Genomic DNA, 19,883 nt, shown 5'->3' on the forward strand with positions numbered 1-19,883 from the left:
CAAGTTTTTTGAAAATCAAAACGATTCATTTTCTCATTTTCAAATTGCCACATTTCCAAATTGATTACTTTTGCGGCATGATTTCAATTCCTCACAAAGCTAAGCAATTCCTTGTTCTTCTAGTCAAACTTTTGATTGTAGGCGGTGCATTTTATTTTATCTACAATCAGCTGGCAAACAATGACAAATTAGACTGGAATAAGTTTATTGTTTTGTTCCGAAAAAATCAGTCGGTTTTAGGGATTTCATTTATTTTACTTTTGAGCGTTTTGAATCGCTATTTTGAAATTTTAAAATGGCAGAATCTTGCCAAAGTAATTCATGAAATCTCTGTTTACGAATCTACAAAACAAGTTTTGGCGGCTTTAACCGCAGGAATTTTTACACCAAATGGAGTAGGAGAGTACGCAGGGAAAGCATTGTATTATCCAAAATCTGATGCAAAAAAAGTAGTTTTCTTGAACTTAATCTGCAACGGAATCCAAATGATTTTAACGATCATTTTTGGGATTTTCGGATTGCTGTATTTCAATGCACAGTTTAATGTGATAACGACAAAAACAGTTTTAATTTTGTTTGGAGGATTTTTACTTATTTTGATCGTTTTATTTTCTATAAAAAAAATAAAAGTAAAAGGATATTCGATTGAAAAACTGATTCATAAAATCAATGAAATTCCGAAGTCAATTCATCAAAAAAACATCTTTTTAGGAATTTGCCGCTATTTGGTTTTTTCACATCAATACTACTTTTTGTTTTTAGGTTTTGATGTCGATTTGCCTTATTTAACTTTGATGGCAGCTATTACGTCTGTTTATTTTCTGGCTTCTTCATTGCCAACATTTCAATTTTTAGATTTTGCTGTAAAAGGAAGTGTTGCTATTTATTTCTTCGGAATTCTGGGTGTAAACGAGTGGATTGTAATTTTCATCAGTACTTTAATGTGGTTTCTAAACGTTGTTTTACCAGTAGTTTTGGGAAGCTACTTTGTATTGAATTTTAAAACCAAAACAGCAGAATGATTTTTGTTTTTTTTGGCATATTAACCATTTACGTGATTAGTATTAGCATACTTGTTTATGGTTTTTTCAAAGTAAAGCAATATCAAAAAACAGATTTAAACCCAAAAACAACCTTTACGATTATAGTTCCGTTTCGAAATGAAGCTGAGAATTTACCCAATTTGTTAAACAGCTTTTCGAAATTAAATTATCCAACAGATTTGTTTGAAGTGATTTTAGTTGATGATTCTTCGATTGAAAAGTTTGAAGTCTCACATTTCACATTTCACATTTCACAAATTGACAATATTCGGGTTTCAAATTCTCCCAAAAAGGATGCAATTACAACCGCAATGCGGCATGTAAAAACGGATTGGGTTATTACAACAGATGCAGATTGTATTGTACCTCAAAACTGGCTTTTAACTTTTGATAATTATATTCAGGAAAATAAAGTTTCAATGCTTGCAGGAGCGGTTACGTATGAATGTGAGAATTCATTTTTACATGATTTTCAGCAATTAGATTTAACCAGTTTACAAGGTGCAACTATTGGAAGTTTTGGTTTAAATAGAGGTTTTATGTGTAACGGAGCCAATTTTGCCTACACAAAATCAATATTTGAAAAGCTGAATGGCTTTGAAGGAAATGATAAAATTGCGAGCGGAGATGATGTTTTTTTGCTTCAAAAATCGATTGAAAAATTCCCAAATGAGGTTCGCTATTTAAAAGCTGAAGAAGCGATTGTAATTACAAAACCAACAGAAAACTGGAAAACACTATTTTATCAAAGAGTACGCTGGGCTGCCAAAACAAGTTCTTATAAAAGTAGTTTTGGAAAGCTTTTAGGTTTAATTGTTTTCTTTGGAAATTTGAGTTTTGTAATTGGTTTTTTCTGTTTCCTATTAGGATTTTGGTCTTATTCCGTATTTGTTTTAGGTGCTTTTTTAAAGTTTCTAATAGATTTCGTACTGCTTTATGCAACCAATAAATTTTTATCAAAAAATAGAATAAAAAGTCTTTTGCTTAGTAGTTTGTTTTATCCCTTTTTTAGTTCAACAGTAGCTTTGTACAGCTTATTTGGATCTTATGAATGGAAAGATCGACGATTTAGAAGCTAAACTTATTTAGAGAAAACTATTTCTCGTCTTTTGCTTTAAGAATAACGGGTAAAATAAATTGCGTTTTTACTGGAATACCGCGTTTTATCGCTGGATTTATTTTTGGGAAATTAACCAAACGTGCGTGAAGAATACTGTCAATTTTTATAGTATCATAAGCAACAGAATCTTTAGGAAACTGAGGTTCAAATTTCATAACAGCATTTGGAAAAATGGTTACTTTTACCTCGATAGTGTCGAGTTCAGGATACATTATCGATAAACTGTCAACATTTAGTTTTTCTTGAATCAGGGTTGACATAACATCAAAAAAACACTTTTGGCGTTGTTTTTTATCGCTGATTTTTTCACAGTCTGCTACGGTTGGATATTCGTCAACTTCTTTCCAGTTTATAGATTTTAATTCTTTTTGAAGCAATTCTTTTTCAGACGGAACCTGCTTCTCAAAATATTGACAAGAATTAAAAAAAAGAATAACTATAAGAAGGAAAAAATGTTTCAAGATTATGACGTTGTATTGAACAATGAAAATTATGGTATAAAAATACGATTATTTTTTTTGAGAAGCTTTGTATTGAAGATAATCTTCATAGCGTTCTGAAAGCCATTGTTCTTTGTTTTGTTCTGCAATTTGCTTCTGATCAGGATATAAGTGAGCAAGGCGATCAGAAAAAGCGGCAATTCGAACGGTGTAATTATAAAACTCTGTTTTACTTAGAACAATATTAGGATCGTTTTTTCGATTAAAAAATTCAAAGAAAAGCGTATCAAATTCTTTCATAGAGAAATTTTGAACTTTTTTCTTATTACTTTTATAAATGCTGTCCTGAAGAAATTGATCTTCAGGTGAAAGTTTTTTCGTTTGTGCGCATAAACTCATGCTGCTCGAAAAAAACAGAACTAAAAAAACAATAAATTGTGAGAGACGATTCATTTACTAATTTCGCTGCAAGTTTGTAAGCACAAAATTACAAAAAAAATATATGGATTTATTATTGTTGGCACTTGGTTTTATATGCATAATCATTGGCATTTTTGGGAGTTTTTTACCTGTTTTGCCTGGTTTGTCAAGTTGTTGGGTAGGTTTGCTTTTATTGTATTTGACAAAAGCTGTTGCGAACAATTATTGGGTATTGGGAATTACATTGCTGCTGACGATAATTATCACAGTTTTAGATTATATAATTCCAGCCAAAGGAACTAAGAAATTTGGAGGCAGTTCTTACGGCGTTTGGGGAACTAATATTGGCTTGGTAGTTGGGATTCTTGCACCTATTCCGTTTGGTGTAATTATTGGTCCTTTTGTTGGTGCTTTAGTAGGAGAGATGCTTTATGATTCTAAAAACCATCAACGTGCTTTTAAAGCAGCGACGGGTTCACTTCTTGGGTTTTTAGCCTCTAGTTTTATAAATTTTATGTTTTGTATGATTTATCTAGGTATTTTCATAACTGTAGTTTGGCAGAATCGCTCCCTATTGTTTTAAATGTTAAAATTTATTTAAGCTTTTTCTTATTTTTTAATTTTTCTCGATTATTTTCTTAAAATTTTATTTTTTTAGTGTGCTTCTCAAGGCTTTATGTTTATTGAGACCCGCGTTCTTTTTTGTAAATACGTATAAATGTCATCGGTAAAATTTTAACTAATTTTTTGGATATGTTAGAATATTTTATATTTTTATCACGATAAACGATAAAAAGCCTCACTTTGTCGATTATTTTGAATGACTTTAAATAATTATTTTTAATAAGTTAATAGTATGACCCCAAACCTACAAATTGAACTTAGACGTTTTATTTCTTCTAATGTTGTTTCAAAGCTTAACAAATTTTATTTTGAAAATGATGCGCTTTTAATAAAAGGAATCGATGTTTCAATAGGTACAGTTTTAATGGGGCTGTACAATAAAGCGGAGGAATCTGGTTTTTATAAAGATATTGTATCACTTGTTGAAGATAGTTCGACTTTTTATCAGGAAGTCGATTTCAATTCAGGACGAATATTATCAGTAGATGACTGCTACCGTATAGAAGGAAATGTTTTGCTGAAAGAAATTTTCACCAATAAAAAAGGGCGGATTTCTGAAATGATTTCGAATGAAGTTGGTATTAAAAGCGAAACAGCCCGAGAAATTCTTAATTTTTCTGCTCTTTTAGTTATCTCTTATCTTAAAAATAATCTGCAATTACTAGATAGTTTAAAATTACTATTAGAAGAGCAAAAAAGGGATATCTTAAATAGTATTCAACCAGGAATCAAGATAATTTTAGGATTTTCATGTTATGAAAACGTTGAAGATAAAAACCAAAACATAGGAAGATCTATTTTTACACTTTTCGGACATAACTTTTTTACATTCTAAAAAAAAATCCCGTCTTACAAAGTAAAACAGGATTTAATATTTTTAAACAATTTTGAAAATGTATTAAGCATTTTTCAAATTGATAACTTCTTGTTCAGTTAAGAAACGCCAGTTACCTCTTGGCAAATTCTTTTTAGTTAAACCTGCAAAAGATACACGGTCAATACGAAGCACATCATAATCAAAATGTTCAAAAATGGCACGAACCACTTTTACATTTGATGAGCGTAGTTTAAGACCCACTTCACTTTTTGCTTCTTTTTCGATGTAGCTTATTTCTTCAACAAAAACGCGGTGTCCGTCAAGAACTAAGCCTTTACTGATTTTTTCTAAATCTTCAAATTTTAGATTTTTATCTAAAGAAACTTGATAAATTTTTGATGATTTCTGACTTGGTAAAGTAAATTTACGAATCATATCAGTATCGTTTGTAAACAACAACAATCCTGTTGTGTTTTTGTCCATTCTTCCTACAGGTGCAATTTTTGCAGTTGTAGAACCACGAACAAGCTCTAGAACGTTACGATATTCCTGTCCTTCATCAAGTGCAGTTGTAAAGTTTTTAGGTTTATTCAATAAAATGTATTCCTTCTTTTCAGGAGTCAAAGTAACACCGTCAAAGTTTACAACATCATTTAATTTTACTAAATAACCCATTTCTGTAACTGGAACGCCGTTTACTTTAACGTTTCCAGATTGAATATATATATCAGCATCACGACGAGAGCAAACCCCTGAGTTTGAGATATATTTATTCAAACGAATCTCATCAGAAGCTTTCTGTCTTTTTGGTGCCTGATTTTGTTTCTTAATTTTTTGCTCCGCAGCTTCTTGTGCCGCTTTAACTTCAGGCTTCACTTTTTTCGGCCCTTGAGCACGTTTCGCCATAGGAGGTTTTGGCTTGCTAGAGTTTGATCTTGAACTGTTTGGTCTAGATCCGCCTCTTTTATTATTGCCTTCCTTATTGTTCATAAATTCTGTAATTTGTGCAAAGATAGTTTTTTCTGCCCAATTAATCTTAAGTTCTATGTTCTTAGATTAATAGCAATAAAATTTTAGTTGATTTAAAACGTCACAACAAGCTTTTTTTAAACATCACAATCGTTTTCTTTTTCTAATTTTTTCTTTTTTGAGTGCAAAATGTAAAAGGATTTTTACTTTATACTTGTTTAAAATAACTTTTAGTAATTGGAGATCAATTCACGTCCGTGCCATAAAACACTTGGATTGATCAAGACAATGCAAAAAACTCCAGATACGATCAAGAATTTTAATACATTATGCAGCAGTAAAAATTGTTCCTTAGAATTTGACTTCCATAGATAAAGCAGAAAAAATAATAAAACGATAAAACAGATGTAAAAGTAAATATCCATATAGCCAACATCATAAATATTGACTAGAATATAAACTGGAATTACCGTTAAAAATGTCAAAATCGTAATGATTTGTTTAGAGACTCTTTCGTTGTAAATAATTGGAATTGTATGGTAATTATTAGCTAAATCTCCTTTTAGATTTTCTAAATCTTTTATCATTTCCCTAATCAAAAGCAATAAAAACAAGAACATTGCGTGTGCCGAAATTACTGCAAAATGACTTCTGTGATTCTCAATTTCTTCAAATGAAATTGAATTGTAGAAATACAATAAAATGGCGAAGAAAGGAATTACAGCCATAAATGCCGCAGTTAAATTGCCTATAATTGGGTATTTTTTTATTTTATGAGAATAAAACCAGATTATAAAAATATAAGCTGAAAAGAATAAAAAAGCGCGCCAAGAAACTATAAAAGCCATCAGAGCAGCTAAAAAATTTAAACTGAAATAGACCGATAATTTGGTTTTTTGACTGACCAATCGATCCAGCATTGATTTGTTGGGTCTGTTTATCAGGTCTTTTTGACTGTCGTAAAAGTTATTAATAATATAACCAGAAGCAATTGTTACGGCAGATGCAAAGACTATTAGGAATAACTTGAAATCAAGCAGAATGTCGAGTGCTCTTTTTTCTGGTGCTAAAATAAAAATTGCTGATAAATACTGCGCCAGAATAATAATTGGAATGTTATAACCGCGAACGACAGAAAACAAACTTACAATTTTCATTAATAAAAGTTTGTGTTGTCTGCTTAACATGAGTTATAAGGGAATTGATTAGATTTAGGGGAAGTTAAAAGTTATTTTTTGATTCTGAAATTTACAGTTTGTTTTTTAACAATTCTTTAGAGCCATACCCTAATTTTCGAATGCAGGCTAAGGCTTGTTTTTGTGTAATTTGGATGTCTGTAATGTCTTTTTTTTCAACAAAAACTACTGATCCGCTCCACGGATTTGGTGCGTCTGGAATAAAGACTGTAAATTGATTTTCATTTACCTGCTCTATTAAAAAAGCAAATTGCAAACCTGCATCTGTAGGAACTAAAATTACTTTTAAGTCTTCATTAGATTCAAATCCTAAAATATTTTCATTCATGCTTTTCATAAATGAATAACCTGGAACGAAGCTTAAAATTCCATCTTCTAATTTCTGAACCAGTTTTTTAGCATTTGCTGTTTTTGCAAGTATTCCGGCAATAAAACAAATAAGAATTATAATTAGTATTCCAATAAGCTCTTGAATGGCAACTCCTAAAATATTTACTCTTGGCAAGTTGTTTACAAGTGGGAGTGTTGTTTTTTGAACGATGCCATATCCTTTTTCTAAAACAATCAGCAGTACTACTAAAGGCACTAGAAATAGAATTCCTCCTAAAAAAGTTGCTTTGATAATTTTTAAAATACTTTTCATATTCAGTAACTTTTTTAGGATTAAATATTAGGAAAGTGTATTCAAATAATTATGTCTTTTTAAGAAAATTAAACTTAAAATTGGTAAACTACTTCTAGTTTATAATCTTTTAAAGATGCTTTTGCACGTTCTAGATCTTCAGTAAAACCAAGAATATAGCCTCCGCCGCCAGAACCACAAAGTTTTAAATAGTAATCGTTTGTGTCAATTCCGTTTTGCCAAATTCCGTGAAATTGCTCAGGAATCATTGGTTTAAAGTTGTTTAAAACAACTTTAGAAAGCTTTTTAGTATTCGTAAACAATGATTTCATGTCTCCATGTAAAAAGTTTTCTACGCAAGCATCTGTGTATTTTACGAATTGGTTTTTAAGCATAGTACGGAAACCTTTGTCTTTTAAGTTTTCCATGAAAATGTTAACCATTGGTGCAGTTTCGCCAACAATTCCAGAATCTAATAAAAACACTGCGCCTTTTCCGTCAAAACTTTGAGTTGGAATTCCGGTTGCTTCAATATTATCTTTCGAATTAATTAAAATTGGAATGCTCAAATAACTGTTTAATGGATCTAAACCAGAACTTTTTCCGTGGAAAAAACTCTCCATTTGAGAAAATATGTTTTTTAACTGCAATAGTTTTTCGCGAGTTAAATTCTCTAAAACTGTGATTTTGTTTGTAGCATATTTATCATAAATCGCTGCTACAAGTGCTCCGCTGCTTCCAACACCGTAACCTTGCGGAATACTAGAATCAAAGTACATTCCGGTTTCGACATCATTTTTTAAAGTGTCTAAATCAAAAGTAACCAATTCAGGCTGCTGTACATGCAAAACTTCAAGGTAAGAGGCAAAGCTTTTTAAACTTCTGTTTGATGCAATAGCTTCAGCCGAAGGTTCTTCGGACTTTTTTAATGCACCGTTGTAAAAATTATAGGGAATAGAAAGTCCTTTAGAGTCGCGGATAATTCCGTATTCTCCAAAGAGTAATATTTTTGAGTAAAATAAGGGTCCTTTCATGATTTATTTTATGTCTTTCTTTATTTTATTTGGGTTTTGTCTGGTGTCGAAAATGTTGTGAATCCTTATTTCATTAGCACTAAAACTATATAATATACTTGATTGTTTTGTTACAACGCATTTTCGGTATTTCTTGCTTATGGATGATTTTGGAAAAATCTCTGGATTCATCATCATTATTGAAATTGCTTTTTCAAATTTGATGATAAATATCTTTTTTGATTTTTCTGACCATCTTGCTTCAATGAACTTTAAAACTGAATCTAAATTTTTCTCTGCTGTTTTTGAAAAATTTACTTTAAGATCCACTATCTGTACTTTTTCATAACATCCTCATAGCTTGTAAATTCTCCTCTTTCAAATTCTAATTCACTTTGAGCTATGTCTTCTTTTTGTTGATCTGTCAAATCATCCCACCAATCTTTTTTGTTTTTTCTAAGCAATTTTGCAACTGCCTTAATGATTGAAGGATCATCTGTTTCTTTCAACATCTCCATCGCTTCGCGTTTTTCTAATTGAATGTCCATAACTAAAAATTTAAATTAAAGATACGGAAAATTATAATGCAATAGCGCCCTCTCCAATTTTGTCGCAAATGTACTGACGATTCTGACAAAATACAACTAATTCGTCCTGAATAAATTGTAATACTTTTTCGGTAACGTTTTCGGGATAAAGCACATGCACATTTGCGCCGGCATCAAGTGTAAAACAAACTGGAATCTGAGTTTCATTTCTGAATTTCCAAATTGCATTTATGATTTGCAGTGTATTTGGTTTCATTAAGATAAAATACGGCATCGATGTCATCATCATGGCATGTAAAGTCAAAGCTTCACTTTCTACAACTTTTATGAATTCGTCTAAATTCCCGCTTTCAAAAATCGAAATTAAGTGATCTAAGTTTTCATGAGCTTGAGCAAAACGTCTTTCAGCGTATGGATGATTGTGCATTAAATCATGACCCACTGTACTTGAGACTTGTTTTTCGCCTTTATCAACTAACAAAATAGTATCCTGATAATTCTTGAAATTGTCATGAATCGAGTATGGAAATTCAACTCCAAATAAATCAGAGCTGCCTTCAATATTGGCTTGGTTTCCCCAAACAACTACTTTTCCTTTTACACTTCGGCAGGCACTTCCAGAACCTAAACGAGCCAAAAATGAAGCTTTTTGATAAAAATAATCATCTGTCATTTCAGGGGTTAGTAATTTTTCCAAACTCATAAAATTCATTGCCAGTGCCGCCATTCCTGATGCCGAAGAAGCAATTCCAGAACTGTGCGGAAATGTATTTTGTGTATCAATCGTAAAATGATAATCTTTCAAAAATGGCAGGTAAACTTCAACTCTTTCCAAAAATTTCTGAATTTTTGGTTTGAAATCTTCCTTTGGTTTTCCTTCAAAAAGTAAATCAAAAGAAAAAGTATTTTGGTTTTCTCTTTTTTCAAAACCCAATTTCGTAATTGTTTTACAATTATTCAAAGTAAAACTTACGGATGGATTTGCCGGAATTTGATTGTCTTTTTTTCCCCAATATTTTACTAATGCAATATTGCTGGGAGCGCTCCACTCAAAGTTTCCGTTTTCGATTGTTGAAGTATATGGATTTGGAATAAAATCAGCTGCTGTAAACATGAATTATAAAATTTTGGCAAAGATAGTTTTTAAATTTTTTCGCCATATAAGTAATAGGAGAAAATATAAATGGGCTTTACTAAAATGAACTTATAGTACTTCTATGGTTTAAACTTTTCTTTTGACTATTTTTGAATACAAAATTTAATGAAATGAATAAAATAGTTAAGATTATATTAGCCTTAATCGTTTGTTTGGCAGTGGGATATTCAGCAAGTACAGTAACAAGACCAAGTGTCGAAAGTTGGTATCCAACGATTGTAAAACCAGTTTTTAATCCGCCAAATTGGATTTTTATGCCTGTTTGGACTTTGCTTTATATTTTTATGGCAATTGCAGCGGGATTAGTTTGGGATAAAATAAAGGAACAAACGGAAAAGGTAAAAACGGCACTTCTTTTCTTTTTGATTCAATTAACGCTCAATGCGATTTGGTCGTATTTATTCTTCGGATTAAAAAATCCGCTTTTGGCTTTAATCGAGATTGTTCTTTTATGGCTGATGATCTACGAAACGTATTTAAAATTCTCCAAAATCAATAAAATTTCGGGTTATTTATTAATTCCGTATCTAGCTTGGGTTGGGTTTGCAACAGTTTTAAATGCTAGTATCTGGTGGCTGAATAAGTAAATTTTTTGTTTCAAGTTTCAGGTTTTTCTTTGTTTCAGGTTTAATAAAATAGATTTTACTTTATGAATAAATTTCAAGTTTTTGTTCTGTTGATTTTAATTTCATTTAAAAGTTTTGCTTGTTTAAATGGTGAAACAAAAATTCTTAAGAGCGGAGCTTATGTTTATATTGATTATAAAGGACTTGTTCCTCGTGGTCATCGTTTTTTTAGTGGTGATTTTCCTAGAATAATAAAAGAGCTGGATAGTTTATATAAAAAGACAAACAATATTGATTATTTGTCTGATAAAGGATATGTTTTAATTGTTCAAGAGAAATATGCAGAAGCAGAAAATTTATACTTAAGTATTGAAAAAATAAAACCAAATCGTTATTCTACAGCATCAAATCTTGGAACTTTATATGAGTTAATTGGGGAGAATCAAAAAGCTTATGATTGGATTAAAAAATCAATCGAAATAAATCCAGAATCGCATAATGGTTCTGAATGGCTGCATTTGAAAATATTAGAAGCTAAAATTAAGAATTTGTCTGATGTTTCAGGACAGTTTTTAATTGGGACTAATTTTGGAATGAAAGGAATTCCTCAATCTAAATTATCTAAACAAGAGATTGAAAACTTAGCAAAATCTGTTTATTATCAAGTAAATGAGCGTATGTCATTTATTAAACCAAAAGATAAAGTTATTTCAATTTTACTTTTTGAATTAGGAAATCTTGTCGAATTGAAAGGAGAACATGAAAATGCACTTCAAATATATAGAACAGCAAAAGAATATGGTTTTGATGGAGACTTAATTGTTGCACGAATGATTAATACAACAGAAAGTAAAACTAATTATTTTGAACGCAAGACTTGGGAATTAACGGAAAAAATCAATGCTCTAAGAAAAAGTAAAGATGGAGTAGATTTAGATTATGTAAATCAAATAGAAACGGGTTTGATAATTTTATCAATAGTTTCAGCTATTTTGCTAATCGCTTTGATTGTTCTATATATTAAATGGAAGAATTTAAAAGATTTTGTTCTTTTAAACGATTCTAAAACTCATAATTAATTTTTTGATGTTGGCTATAGTTTCTTAAACTCTTCATTTTTAGCATTCAAAAATTCTATAGTTGATAAGATATTTGGATTTTCTGAAATCACTTTAGATTTTGGATCGGCGTTGCAGAAATCAATGAATAAGTCTTTCTCTTCTGGTTTTATTTGTAAAGTTTTAGTAAAAAAATCTGTAGAGCATGTTGCTTTTATGAGCTTTTTGAAAGTAGTTTCTGAGTCCTCTTTTTTTGGCTTTTTTTTGCCTCCAGGCGTAAATGAAACTTGGGCTCCATTTGTAATTGAACCATCTTTATAGCCTGTAATAAATCGTGTTAAATTCTTGCTTCTTTTATCTATATCTATAGCAGCAATGGCTTCTGGATCTATTGGTATCGGATCAAATTTGATCGATGTAATGGTGACTTCCTCAAGTTCTTCGGGCTTAATGACCATTTTAACTATAAGATTATTGGTTTGGATGTCTTTGGATGTAAGCTTCAATCTCGTAAAGAGATAATCTTTAGAGAAGAATAGTAAGCTGTCTTTTGCTTTTACTAGAATCGAGAATTCTCCACGTTCATTAGTTCTTGTACTTGTTTGAGCTGTTTTATTTATCACTTCAACTTTATTGAGAGGAGAATTATTAGAAATAACTTTTCCATGAAGTAGTTTTTCGGTTTGGGAAATACTAAGCTGATATGTGAAAAAAGAAATTGTGGTAAGTAATTTTAGTTTCATGCAGCGCTTTTAGTTTTTAATTACGGAATTTAATTTTCTAAATTCTTCATTTTTAGTATATAAAAAATCTGTTATAGAAAGGATATTAGGATTTTCTGGAATTATTTTAGATTTTGGATCGGCATCGCAAAACTGTAGAAACAATTCTTTTTCTTCTGGCTTTAGTTTTAAATCTTTGTCAAAAAAATCGGGATTTATAGTGTTTCTAATTAGTTGAACAAATTCTATTTTTTTGATTTTTGGTTTAGGTTTTTCATCTTCTTTTTTTAGCAGGTAGTAAATTTGCTTGCCGAGATAGACGAAATCGGGAGCATAGGGGTTGGGCCCAAAATCGTGATAACCTTCTATCTTTAATCCTGGCTTCGGTTTGTGGGAATTTAGTTTAATTTGCAATATTTCTTCCTTACTCAGTTTAATTGAGGTAGTTTTTTTGTCTAAAATCACCACTTCGTTCAATTCTTCCGCTTTCGGAATCATATTTATGATAAGATTATTGGTTTCGATTTCCTTTGCGGTAATTTTCAACCGTGCGAATAGATAATCTTTAGAGAAGAATAGTAAGCTGTCTTTTGCTTTTACTATAATCGAAAATTCTCCACGTTCATTTGTTCTTGTACTAGTTTTAGCTGTTTTATTTATTACTTCAACTTTATTGAGAGGAGAATTATTAGAAATAACTTTCCCATGAAGTAGTTTCTCTGTTTGAGCAATAGAAATCTGGTAAGTGAAAAAAGAAATTGTGGTAAGTAATTTTACTTTCATCAAATTTTAGTTTTTAATTTCGGTTTTCAGCTTTTTAAATTCTTCATTTTTAGTATATAAAAAATCCATCGTATTCAAAATATTTGGATTTTCTAAGAGTCTTTTAGAGTTTGGATCGGCATCGCAGAATTGAAGAAAAAGTTCCTTTTCTTCAGAATTTAATTTTAAATCTTTGAAAAAGAAATCTTCAGTACATGTGGTTATAATTAAATTTCTAAAATTAATTTCTGAAGTTCCTTTTTTGGGTTCTTTTTTCTCTCTTTTGAATAAGTTGTAAACTTCCTTGCCCATACGAATGAAATCCATATCAAGCGGACCTCCTTTTACCTCATGAAAGCCTTGAATTTTTAATCCCTCTTTTGATTTATGCGAATTTAATTTGATTTCTTTTATATCTTCTTTACTGAGAAAAACTGGTTTTATTGCTTGAGCGACAATTACCTCATTTAATTCTTCTGGTTTCGGAATCATATCTATGATAAGATTATTGGTTTCGATTTCCTTTGCGGTAATTTTTAATCTTGTAAATAGATAATCTTTTGCAAAAAAAATAAGACTATCCTGTGCTTTTACTATAATCGAAAATTCTCCACGTTCATTTGTTCTTGTACTAGTTTTAGCAGTTTTGTTTATTACTTCAACTTTATTGAGAGGAGAATTATTAGAAACAACTTTTCCACGAAGTAGTTTTTCTGTTTGAGCAATAGAAATCTGGTAAGTGAAAAAAGAAATTGTGGTAAGTAATTTTACTTTCATCTAGTGGTATTTAGTTGAAAGTAAAATTATTAGAATACTCTTAATGAAAACTTACGAAACATGTAAATTCTTGTTAATAATACGATTTGAATTTTCGCGCAAATCTTTCTAACTCGCCATTATTTTTTAAAATAGGGCCGTGTCCAAAACAAAGTATTTTAGGTTTTAAATCGGCTAATTTTAAAACGGATTTTCTATTTGTTTCTTTATCGGAGGTAAATAACTGAGGCGGTTCGTGTAAGCCGACTTTTGTTGTCAAAAGATTCATATTTGTCATCACATCACCAACAATTAAAACGCCATCACTTTCTCTAAAAAAGGACAAATGTCCGCTGGAATGTCCTGGCGTTTCAATAACTGTGAATCCGCCAATTTTATCGCCTTCTTTTAATATTTCAGAAACTTGATGTCCTTTTCCTGCCCAGAATTGTTTTTGAAATTTAGAAATAAAATGATTCGGATTTGGGTATTCGAAAATAACATTTCCATTTTCTGCAGCTATCTTTTCAGGTTCACTGCATAAAAGAGGAATACTCAGCGTTTCGCAGATTACTTTACTGCTTCCCTGATGATCTGCATGTGCGTGAGTCAAGGCGTGTTTGGTGATCGGTTTATCTTTTAAAGCTTTTAGAATTATGTTTGCAGAACTTCGAATTCCTGCATCAATTAAGACATCTTCAATTATATAACAATTGATAGCGTTTCGTGGAAACAAAGGGATTTGGTAAATGTCTTTGGCAATAGTTTTCATTTTCTTGAATTTTATATTGACAAAGATTTGAATTCGATTTCTTAATCTACTTGATAAATGTTAAGAAATACTTTGGCGAATTCTACTCAAAGATTCTGGCGTTATTCCGAGAAAGGAAGCGATATAAATCAATGGAGTGCGCTGAATTATTTTGGCTGGAGCCGATGCTAAAAAAGTCTGGTATTTTTCTTTGGCAGGAATCATCTGCAGTTTTAAAACACGATCTGCCATGCAAAGATAATTTTGTTCGGCAAGGATTCTTCCAACACGTTCCCAATTCGGAATTTCCGAATATAGATATTGCATCCTTTCAAAAGTGATAGAAAGAACATCGCAATCTTCTAGACACTGAATATTTTCAAAAGAAGCAGATTGATTTATAAAACTGGAATAGGAAGCGATAAAACCTTCATCACAACTTAAATAGGTTGTAATTTCTTTTCCGTCTTTTAAGTAATAAACACGAGCCAAACCTTCAACAATAAAGAAAATCTTATTGCTGATTTTTCCCATTGAAGAAAGAAAATTTTTAGCATTGAACTTTTCATATTCAAAACAAGAATCGATCTTTTCGATTTCATTTTCAGAAAACGAAGCGATCGATAGTATTTGTTTTTGTAGTGAAGAGTTCATGATTTATAATATCTCGATTAGTTCCGAAGCATTGTTGATAACCAATTTTGCACCGCTGCTTTTCAATTCTTCTTCGGTTCTGTAACCCCAAGAAACGCCAACAGGAAACATATTAGCATTTACTGCCGTTTTCATGTCAATATCAGAATCACCTACAAAAAGGATTTCTTCAGGTTTTAAATTCCATTTTTTACTGATCTCAATCGCCTCAAACGGATTTGGTTTTTTAAGTTCTTCTGTACTCAAACCAACCGCAGTATCAAAATGATTTGGAAATATTTCGGATGCTATTTTCTTAGTCAGCTCATCTGCTTTGTTGGAGAAAACAGCAAGCTTGATATTTTGTGAAGTCAGATTATCTAATAATTCTAGAATCCCTTCGTAGGGTTTTGTTTTTGATGTACAGATTTTTCGATATTCCTGAATCATCATTTCAAAACAAATTTCTATTTGCTCTTCCTTATTATTAGATGAAGGCAAAGCTTTACTAACAAGATTTCGTAAACCGCTTCCAATAAAATATTGATAGGTATCGTAAGTGTGCGTTGGGTAATTTAGATTTTCAAGGACTGTATTCATTGCATCTGAAATATCGTGCAAAGAGTCTACTAAAGTTCCGTCTAAATCAAAAATAATTCCTTTAAATTTCATTTTGTATCAAATATTATTGGCCAAAATAAACCCGCTTGTCCAGGCATTTTGAAAATTAAAACCTCCTGTAATAGCGTCAATATTTACAATTTCGCCAGCAAAATAAAGGTTTTCTTGAATTTTGCTTTCCATTGTTTTAAAGTTGATTTCTTTTAAATCGATTCCGCCTGCAGTTACAAACTCTTCTTTAAAAGTGCTTTTTCCGTTTACTTTAAATTCGGCTTTAGTCAACTGTGAAACTAAATTCTGCAATTGAATTTTAGATAAATCTGCCCATTTGGTTTCAGCTTCAATTCCCGAAGCTAGAACTAAACTTTCCCATAAACGATTCGGAAAGTCAAAAGGAGATTTTTTAGAAACGGCTTTTTTAGCGTGTTCCTGTTTTAATTCTTTCAATATTTTTTCGGCATCTTCTGTATCAACATCATTTAGCCAATTGACAAAAATGGTAAACTGATAATTTTTATCATGTAAAATGCGTGCGCCCCAAGCCGAAAGTTTTAGAATCGCGGGACCGCTCATTCCCCAATGTGTGATTAACAAAGGTCCTGTTGATTCCAGTTTGGTATCTTTTACGTTTACGGTAACTTGTGCGGCAACGCCTGGTAATTCTTTAATTCTAGAATCTTTTATGTTGAAAGTAAATAGGGAAGGCACTGGGCTTACAACAGCATGTCCGTGTTGCTGCAGCATTTCCCATATTTTTGGATTACTTCCTGTTGCCATGACTAATTTTTCGGCAGCGAAATTGTCGCTTTGTGTATCAATTTTCCAGTGATTTTCTTTCTTGAAGATCGACTGAACGCTTTGACCTGTTAATACTTTTATACCTAATTTTTCAGTTGCTTTTAGGAAACAGTCAATTATGGTTTGAGATGAATTAGAAACGGGAAACATTCTGCCGTCTTCTTCAATTTTTAATTCTACACCATGTTTTTCGAACCATTCGATTGTATCTCCAGAACAAAATTGATGAAATGGTCCTCGAAGTTCTTTTTCGCCTCTTGGATAAAATTTAACCAATTCGTTGGGCTCAAAACAAGCGTGCGTAACGTTGCATCGTCCACCACCAGAAACGCGAACTTTAGAAAGGACTTCCTTTCCTCTTTCTAAAATGGCAATTTTGAGTTTTGGATTTTTCTCTGCAATATTAATTGCGGTGAAAAAACCTGCGGCACCTCCGCCAACGATGATTATGTCGAAATTTTTGATCATATTTTTTTTGGTTGCCACGAATTTTTTGAATTGGCTCTAATTTTTTTCTGCCACAGATTAAAATGATTTACACAAATTAAAGTATGAATAAATTAATTCGTGGAAATTCGTGGCGAAAGAAAAAAACCTTTTAATCTGTGCAATCTGTGGCTATACTTATATTTTGTCTGGATTATCAGAGATAATTCCATTTACTTTATAACTTTTTACTTTTTGAATGTCTTCTTCATGATTTACTGTCCATGGTAAAACCAGAAATCCTTTTTCCTGAATTTCGCTAACATTTTCGATATTCAATAAATTAAAATCAGGATGAATGGCTTTTGCTTTTATTTTTTCGGCGAAAGCCAAAGCGGTATCAAGGTTTTCTTCTGTTAAAACACCAATTGGGATTTTTGGATTTAGGTTTGATGTTTCTTCCAACATATTCCAATCGAAACTTGAAATTATAAAATGATTGTAATTCCAGTTTTTATCTGAAATATATTCTTCAATTAACTGGACAACTTTAATTGGAGTTCCTAAACCTTTTAATTCGATATTGATGAAACATTTTTTGTCAACCAAGTCAAAAACCTCTTTTAAAGTTGGGATTTGATACTTTCCATCTATCAAAAACGATTTTAGTTCAGAAAGAGAAAAAGTATTTACTAAACCTTTTCCGTTTGTTGTTCTGTCTATAGTTTCGTCATGAATTAAAATAATTTGTTCATCAGAAGATAAATGAACATCTAACTCAATTCCGTCTGAATTTAGGTCTAATGCTTTTTGGAAAGCTTGAAGTGTATTTTCAGGTTCGTAGGCTTTGGCGCCTCGATGTGCAATTTTTAGCATTTTGCAGTTTTTTTCTAACCGCAAAGGTCGCAAAGTTTTACGCAATCCCGATAGCTATCGGGAGCAAATATTATAAAAAAGTAAGCCACAGATTAAATAGATTAACACAGATTTTAAAAAATCCTTTTAATCCTAATAATCTGAGGCTAAAAACTTTGTTAATCTTTATAAAGAATTAAAGATCATGTCTCCCGCAGATTTGCAGATTCGGCAGATTACTTTTTTAATTATTTGCTTAATCTGCAAATCTGCGAGAGAAAAAATATTTTTAAATCTCTTCTAATAAAACGATATCAAAATCATTGTCGATAATGACTTTTCCGTCAATTACTTCGACTTCTTGATTCGAGTAAGTATCTCTTAATTTTGTTCCGTTTGGGAAGATGTCGCCAACAGGAAGTTCTTTTCGGCCTTTTGGTAAATCTACTCCCATAACCACTTTATCTGTAAAAGTGCCTTTTGTAAACGTTCTTGAGAAAGTATATGGCCACGGATTAATTAGTTTGTGAACGCCTGCACCAACGGCAGGATGATTTTTTCTAAACTGACCTAATTTCTGCCAATGTAAAAGTGTTTTTTGTGTTTCGGGATTGTTCTGAATATCATCCCAATTCATGTTGGATCGTAAAGTTGCATCGCCTTGAGTTCCTTCAATAACTAAAGATCTTGCTGATTCATCTCCATAATATACTTGTGACATTCCTGGTGAAAGCAGTAGTTTTGTTCCCGTTTCGATACTTTTTGTTCTGTTGGCATCAAAAGGCTGTCCGTCGTCATGAGAAGACATATAATTTAAAACAGAATATCCTTTTAAGTCATTGTTCAAAGCATTTGAATATTTCGAAAATAAACCTTCGTAATCATTTTGAGCAGCGTTCCATTTAAATTCAAAATTGATCATACTATTGAAACCATTCTGGAAATAATTTACTTTTCGATCTCCAAAATCATAATCCTGCCCGCCGCTTATTCCATAACCATAAACTTCAGCAATTGTGTAAAACGGATTTTGATCTAAAACTTCTTTTGGATGGTTTTTCTTCCATGTTTCGAATGCATAATCACATTCTTTTTTAAAATCGGCCCAAACGTTTTCATCTGTATGTTTTACGGTATCTCCACGATAACCATCAACTCCAAATTCAAGAATATAATCTGTAAGCCATTTTATAATGTAGTATTTTGGTGTTTTTGGATAACCTGTTCTTTTAAAGAATTCATTTAATGATGTAATTTCTTTTTCATAACGGCCTTCTTTTTTCCATTTTTCGATTAAGAAAGGAGGCAGTTCAACTTCCTGTACACTTTCAGTTCTTATATCTGGAAGATTGTCTACCAAAGTACACATTGTTGTGTTTTCGAATGATTTGTAATCGCAGACAACGCCTGTTCTAACCCAGTCTGAAGGCCAAACGGGATCTTCTGGAGTTACTGGTCCGGTGTGATTTATTACGCCGTCTAGAATTATTCGGATACCTTTTTCGTGTGCTTTTTTGACTAGTTTTGCCAAGTCTTCTTTGGTTCCAAAGTTTGGATCGAGAGCCGTCCAGTCTTTTGCCCAATAGCCATGATAACCGTAACTAAGACCAGTTCCTTCATCAACACCATCATGAATTTGCTCGACAATCGGCGTAAGCCAAATGGCATTTATTCCTAGTTTTTCAAAATATCCTGATTCGATTTTTTTGGTGATTCCGATGATGTCACCGCCTTCAAATCCGCGGAGTTTTCCAGGAGTTTTGGTTCGGTTGAAATTGACATCATTTGAAGTATCTCCGTTATAAAAACGATCTGTAAGTAAAAAATAAATATTTGCTCCTTCCCAAACGAAAGGTGTTTTCGAAGTATTATTCATTGTAACTGATTTTGAGCCAGAACAACTCATTGTTAAGTATACTAAAGATAAAAAAAGGAAAGTGTATTTTTTCATTTATTTCAAATTTAAC

24 protein-coding genes are annotated in these 19,883 nt (G+C 31.6%); 6 read left to right on the forward strand and 18 right to left on the reverse strand.

Features of this window, described 5'->3' with window-relative positions:
• Nucleotides 1-77: 77 nt before the first annotated feature.
• Nucleotides 78-1,022: a lysylphosphatidylglycerol synthase transmembrane domain-containing protein gene (locus B0A81_RS06985; RefSeq protein ID WP_089057353.1), complete on the forward strand. Its 945-nt coding sequence runs from the start codon at nucleotides 78-80 to the stop codon at nucleotides 1,020-1,022.
• On the forward strand, nucleotides 1,019-2,122 hold the full coding sequence (locus B0A81_RS06990; protein WP_089057354.1) for a glycosyltransferase family 2 protein: 1,104 nt from the start codon (nucleotides 1,019-1,021) through the stop codon (nucleotides 2,120-2,122). The genes B0A81_RS06985 and B0A81_RS06990 overlap by 4 nt, the downstream gene beginning before the upstream one ends.
• A gap of 16 nt (nucleotides 2,123-2,138) precedes the next feature.
• On the opposite strand, the gene B0A81_RS06995 is transcribed toward B0A81_RS06990, so the two are convergent.
• Together B0A81_RS06995 and B0A81_RS21540 are read right to left on the reverse strand one after the other, a co-directional pair.
• Entirely contained in the window at nucleotides 2,139-2,624 is a 486-nt protein-coding gene (locus B0A81_RS06995) for a hypothetical protein (RefSeq protein WP_089057355.1), read from the reverse strand.
• A 48-nt stretch (nucleotides 2,625-2,672) separates the two neighbouring features.
• Nucleotides 2,673-2,903, reverse strand: a complete 231-nt coding sequence (locus tag B0A81_RS21540) for a hypothetical protein (protein ID WP_123922166.1) — start codon at nucleotides 2,901-2,903, stop codon at nucleotides 2,673-2,675.
• A 202-nt stretch (nucleotides 2,904-3,105) separates the two neighbouring features.
• On the opposite strand from B0A81_RS21540, the gene B0A81_RS07005 reads away from it, so the two are divergent.
• Both B0A81_RS07005 and B0A81_RS07010 read left to right on the forward strand, forming a co-directional pair.
• Nucleotides 3,106-3,606 carry a DUF456 domain-containing protein gene (locus tag B0A81_RS07005; protein WP_089057357.1) on the forward strand — a complete coding sequence of 167 codons (501 nt, stop codon included), beginning with the start codon at nucleotides 3,106-3,108 and terminating at the stop codon, nucleotides 3,604-3,606.
• A 273-nt stretch (nucleotides 3,607-3,879) separates the two neighbouring features.
• The gene (locus B0A81_RS07010; protein WP_089057358.1) at nucleotides 3,880-4,482 is read left to right on the forward strand and encodes a DUF937 domain-containing protein; all 603 of its coding nucleotides are present in this window, start codon (nucleotides 3,880-3,882) and stop codon (nucleotides 4,480-4,482) included.
• A gap of 63 nt (nucleotides 4,483-4,545) precedes the next feature.
• Here B0A81_RS07010 and B0A81_RS07015 read toward each other — a convergent pair whose 3' ends face one another.
• The 7 genes from B0A81_RS07015 to B0A81_RS07045 form a co-directional block, all read right to left on the reverse strand.
• On the reverse strand, nucleotides 4,546-5,454 hold the full coding sequence (locus tag B0A81_RS07015) for a pseudouridine synthase (protein WP_089057359.1): 909 nt from the start codon (nucleotides 5,452-5,454) through the stop codon (nucleotides 4,546-4,548).
• Between the two features lie 209 nt (nucleotides 5,455-5,663).
• A complete protein-coding gene (locus B0A81_RS07020) occupies nucleotides 5,664-6,620 on the reverse strand; it encodes a geranylgeranylglycerol-phosphate geranylgeranyltransferase (protein ID WP_089057360.1) in 957 nt (318 codons plus the stop codon).
• Between the two features lie 61 nt (nucleotides 6,621-6,681).
• Nucleotides 6,682-7,272 carry a DUF502 domain-containing protein gene (locus tag B0A81_RS07025; protein ID WP_089057361.1) on the reverse strand — a complete coding sequence of 197 codons (591 nt, stop codon included), beginning with the start codon at nucleotides 7,270-7,272 and terminating at the stop codon, nucleotides 6,682-6,684.
• Between the two features lie 74 nt (nucleotides 7,273-7,346).
• Nucleotides 7,347-8,285, reverse strand: coding sequence for a mevalonate kinase family protein (locus tag B0A81_RS07030; RefSeq protein WP_089052480.1), 939 nt, complete (start codon nucleotides 8,283-8,285; stop codon nucleotides 7,347-7,349).
• Between the two features lie 3 nt (nucleotides 8,286-8,288).
• On the reverse strand, nucleotides 8,289-8,594 hold the full coding sequence (locus B0A81_RS07035) for a type II toxin-antitoxin system RelE/ParE family toxin (RefSeq protein ID WP_089057362.1): 306 nt from the start codon (nucleotides 8,592-8,594) through the stop codon (nucleotides 8,289-8,291).
• Nucleotides 8,594-8,812, reverse strand: a complete 219-nt coding sequence (locus tag B0A81_RS07040) for a hypothetical protein (RefSeq protein ID WP_089057363.1) — start codon at nucleotides 8,810-8,812, stop codon at nucleotides 8,594-8,596. Before B0A81_RS07040 ends, B0A81_RS07035 begins: the two co-directional genes overlap by 1 nt.
• A 31-nt stretch (nucleotides 8,813-8,843) precedes the next feature.
• On the reverse strand, nucleotides 8,844-9,926 hold the full coding sequence (locus B0A81_RS07045) for a diphosphomevalonate/mevalonate 3,5-bisphosphate decarboxylase family protein (RefSeq protein WP_089057364.1): 1,083 nt from the start codon (nucleotides 9,924-9,926) through the stop codon (nucleotides 8,844-8,846).
• A 152-nt stretch (nucleotides 9,927-10,078) separates the two neighbouring features.
• On the opposite strand from B0A81_RS07045, the gene B0A81_RS07050 reads away from it, so the two are divergent.
• Both B0A81_RS07050 and B0A81_RS07055 read left to right on the forward strand, forming a co-directional pair.
• Complete coding sequence (locus B0A81_RS07050) at nucleotides 10,079-10,555, forward strand: TspO/MBR family protein (protein ID WP_089057365.1); 477 nt, start codon at nucleotides 10,079-10,081, stop codon at nucleotides 10,553-10,555.
• Between the two features lie 62 nt (nucleotides 10,556-10,617).
• Complete coding sequence (locus B0A81_RS07055; RefSeq protein WP_089057366.1) at nucleotides 10,618-11,613, forward strand: tetratricopeptide repeat protein; 996 nt, start codon at nucleotides 10,618-10,620, stop codon at nucleotides 11,611-11,613.
• Between the two features lie 14 nt (nucleotides 11,614-11,627).
• Here B0A81_RS07055 and B0A81_RS07060 read toward each other — a convergent pair whose 3' ends face one another.
• From B0A81_RS07060 to B0A81_RS07100, 9 genes are all read right to left on the reverse strand, one after another.
• Nucleotides 11,628-12,335 (reverse strand): hypothetical protein, encoded by a 708-nt coding sequence (locus B0A81_RS07060; RefSeq protein WP_089057367.1) that lies wholly within the window; start codon nucleotides 12,333-12,335, stop codon nucleotides 11,628-11,630.
• Between the two features lie 9 nt (nucleotides 12,336-12,344).
• On the reverse strand, nucleotides 12,345-13,097 hold the full coding sequence (locus B0A81_RS07065) for a carboxypeptidase-like regulatory domain-containing protein (protein WP_089057368.1): 753 nt from the start codon (nucleotides 13,095-13,097) through the stop codon (nucleotides 12,345-12,347).
• Nucleotides 13,098-13,103: 6 nt separating this feature from the next.
• Complete coding sequence (locus B0A81_RS07070; RefSeq protein ID WP_089057369.1) at nucleotides 13,104-13,853, reverse strand: carboxypeptidase-like regulatory domain-containing protein; 750 nt, start codon at nucleotides 13,851-13,853, stop codon at nucleotides 13,104-13,106.
• Nucleotides 13,854-13,926: 73 nt separating this feature from the next.
• A complete protein-coding gene (locus tag B0A81_RS07075; RefSeq protein WP_089057370.1) occupies nucleotides 13,927-14,604 on the reverse strand; it encodes an MBL fold metallo-hydrolase in 678 nt (225 codons plus the stop codon).
• A gap of 60 nt (nucleotides 14,605-14,664) precedes the next feature.
• On the reverse strand, nucleotides 14,665-15,237 hold the full coding sequence (locus B0A81_RS07080; protein WP_089057371.1) for a Crp/Fnr family transcriptional regulator: 573 nt from the start codon (nucleotides 15,235-15,237) through the stop codon (nucleotides 14,665-14,667).
• Between the two features lie 3 nt (nucleotides 15,238-15,240).
• Nucleotides 15,241-15,888 (reverse strand): HAD family hydrolase, encoded by a 648-nt coding sequence (locus B0A81_RS07085; RefSeq protein ID WP_089057372.1) that lies wholly within the window; start codon nucleotides 15,886-15,888, stop codon nucleotides 15,241-15,243.
• A 6-nt stretch (nucleotides 15,889-15,894) separates the two neighbouring features.
• Nucleotides 15,895-17,103, reverse strand: a complete 1,209-nt coding sequence (locus tag B0A81_RS07090; protein ID WP_089057373.1) for a BaiN/RdsA family NAD(P)/FAD-dependent oxidoreductase — start codon at nucleotides 17,101-17,103, stop codon at nucleotides 15,895-15,897.
• Between the two features lie 156 nt (nucleotides 17,104-17,259).
• Nucleotides 17,260-17,937: a glycerophosphodiester phosphodiesterase gene (locus B0A81_RS07095; RefSeq protein ID WP_089057374.1), complete on the reverse strand. Its 678-nt coding sequence runs from the start codon at nucleotides 17,935-17,937 to the stop codon at nucleotides 17,260-17,262.
• A 268-nt stretch (nucleotides 17,938-18,205) separates the two neighbouring features.
• The gene (locus tag B0A81_RS07100; protein ID WP_089057375.1) at nucleotides 18,206-19,867 is read right to left on the reverse strand and encodes an alpha-amylase family glycosyl hydrolase; all 1,662 of its coding nucleotides are present in this window, start codon (nucleotides 19,865-19,867) and stop codon (nucleotides 18,206-18,208) included.
• Nucleotides 19,868-19,883: the final 16 nt, after the last annotated feature.

It is taken from the genome of Flavobacterium plurextorum (assembly GCF_002217395.1).
In the GTDB taxonomy this organism is placed as follows: Bacteria; Bacteroidota; Bacteroidia; order Flavobacteriales; family Flavobacteriaceae; genus Flavobacterium; species Flavobacterium plurextorum.